The 2,416-nt window shown below is 28.3% G+C and carries 3 protein-coding genes; all 3 read left to right on the top strand.

The genetic code is table 11. The annotated features are described in order from the left end of the window. A partial coding sequence (locus RMN92_RS04085) for an NRDE family protein (RefSeq protein WP_309608191.1) occupies positions 1–595 on the top strand: 595 nt, incomplete at its 5' end. Next, positions 595–1,629, top strand: coding sequence for a D-alanine--D-alanine ligase (locus tag RMN92_RS04080; protein ID WP_309608190.1), 1,035 nt, complete (start codon positions 595–597; stop codon positions 1,627–1,629). The genes RMN92_RS04085 and RMN92_RS04080, both read left to right, overlap by 1 nt. Before the next feature lie 2 nt (positions 1,630–1,631). Next, positions 1,632–2,261: a hypothetical protein gene (locus RMN92_RS04075; protein ID WP_309608189.1), complete on the top strand. Its 630-nt coding sequence runs from the start codon at positions 1,632–1,634 to the stop codon at positions 2,259–2,261. The last annotated feature ends 155 nt before the right edge of the window (positions 2,262–2,416 follow it).

Below are 2,416 nucleotides of genomic sequence, written 5' to 3'. Positions count from 1 at the left end.
AATATTGTTTCCCAAAGATGCCAAAGCTGGAGGAACTTGGTTTGCCATTGCCGAAAATGGAAATACAATTGTACTTTTAAACGGAGCTAAAGAAAAACATGAATTCAAAACCAATTTTTACCAAAAGAGTAGGGGATTGATAGTTTTAGATTTAATTGCAACCGATAATATTGTCGAAGCTTGGAACAAAATTGATTTAGAAAAAGTGGAGCCATTTACGTTGGTAGTTTATGAAAATCAAGAGCTTTTTCAATTGCAATGGAATGAAATAGAAAAGGATACAATGGAGTTGGACATTTCTAAAAAATACATTTGGTCATCTTCTACATTATATTCACAAGAAATTCGTGAAAAAAGAAGTCTTTGGTTTTATGATTTTATCAAACATAAAGACGAAATATCCGAAGTTGATTTGTATAATTTTCATTCAAATACCGAACCCGAAAACACAGAAAACGGATTGGTTATAAACAGAAATAATGTGCTAAAAACGGTAAGTATTTCGCAAGTCATTCTTGAAAACGGTGAGGCTATTTTTAATTATAATGATTTGATTACCAATAAAAATTTCACCAATTCATTCCAAACTATTTAATGCGATTATTTTTTCATAAACTTACCCATTGGGAATATTGGCCATTTCACATCCTATATATTCCTATTTATTTTTTATGGGCTTTTTATGCTTTAAAAGCAAGGAGTATTTTCTTTTTTAATGCTTCAAATCCAACCATTACCAATGGCGGATTTATTATGGAAAGCAAAAAAGAAATTTACGATTTAATTCCACAAAAATATTATCCAAAAACTGAATTTGTAAATGAAAATGAGAAATTTGAAATAGTGGAACAAACACTTCAGAAATCAAATATTAAATATCCATTTATTGTCAAACCAGATATTGGTTTGCGAGGTTCAGCAGTCAAGAAAATCAATTCTTTGGAAGAGTTAAAAGTGTATCATTCAAAAGCAAATTTTGACTATTTGTTGCAAGATTTAATTCCGTTTAAAAATGAAATCGGTATATTTTATGTTCGTTTTCCCAATGATGATAAAGGTAAAATCACTGGAATTGTTTCCAAAGAATTCTTAATAGTAGTGGGCGATGGGAAATCATCTATCCGAACTTTACTAAAACAAAACCCTCGTTTCGAATTGCAATTAAAAACCTTAGAAAAAGAATTTGGCAATACTTTAGAAAACATTCTGCCTGTTGGCGAACCCTTGAATCTTGTTCCTTTCGGAAATCATTGTCGTGGCGCAAAATTTGTAGATGGTGAAAGTCTAATTACATCAAAACTAAATGAAGTAATCAATGAAATGTGTTTGCAAATTGATGGTTTTTATTTCGGTCGAATGGATCTAATGTACAATTCTATTGAAGAATTGGAAGAGGGCAAAAATTTTCAAGTAGTCGAAATTAATGGTGCTGGAAGCGAACCAACACATATTTACGATCCAAGACATTCCATATTTTTTGCTTGGAAAGAATTGTCAAGACATATTACTTATATGTATCAAATAAGTATTGAAAACCATAAAAAAGGATTTCCATATTTATCGCACAAAGCTGGAATGGAACAATATAGACTACATTTGGCTCAAAACAAAAAACTAAACCATTTCTAATTTTGAAAGTTTTAAAAAATATAGGTGTTGGTTTTTTAGTCAGTTTTATTGGTTCAATTCCTTTAGGATATTTAAATGTAATTGGTTTTGAAATTTATACAAAATCAAATTTATGGCAGCTCATATATTATTTATTAGGCGTTTTAATCATTGAAGCCATTGTAATTTATGCCACTTTTTATTTTGCCAATAAATTAAATATGAATCCTAAATTAAAAAAGTGGATTTCTATTTTTTCAATTGGATTTTTAATTTTTTTGACCTTTTATTTTTATCCAACTGAAGGTCAAAATAGTATTAATAACACTCAAGAATCAAGATTCATTGGTTTTCCAACTTTTATAATCGGATTAATTTTAAGTAGCCTGAATTTTGCACAAGTTCCTTTTTGGTTGAGCTGGAATTTGTATTTGGTCAATAAAAACTATATATCAACCAAAAAAAAACTTGGCTTTTATTATGTTGTTGGAACTTTAATAGGCACTTTTTTTGGAATGCTAGCTTTGATTTTAGGATTAAAAAGCATCACTAAAAACGGTGTTGTTTCTGAAAATATTATTTTGAATAATATTTGGGTAGTTTTTTTAGCATTAACGGTATTTCAAATTATTCAACTGTTAAGAAAGAAATAATTCAATTTAAACAAATTTTTATTTTTATATTTATAGCTCATTTAAAAGTTAGATATGAAAAAGGCAATTCTCTCATTTTTAGTATTAGCTGCTATTTTTTCTTGTAAAAAAGAAAATCAAATTCTAGGCGATGTAGAAACAAATAAAAAATTTGA

It is taken from the genome of Flavobacterium sp., assembly GCF_031363805.1.
Lineage (GTDB): Bacteria > Bacteroidota > Bacteroidia > Flavobacteriales > Flavobacteriaceae > Flavobacterium.
Note: the sequence above shows the minus strand (reverse complement) of the source record. Positions and strands in the feature narration are given on the sequence as shown.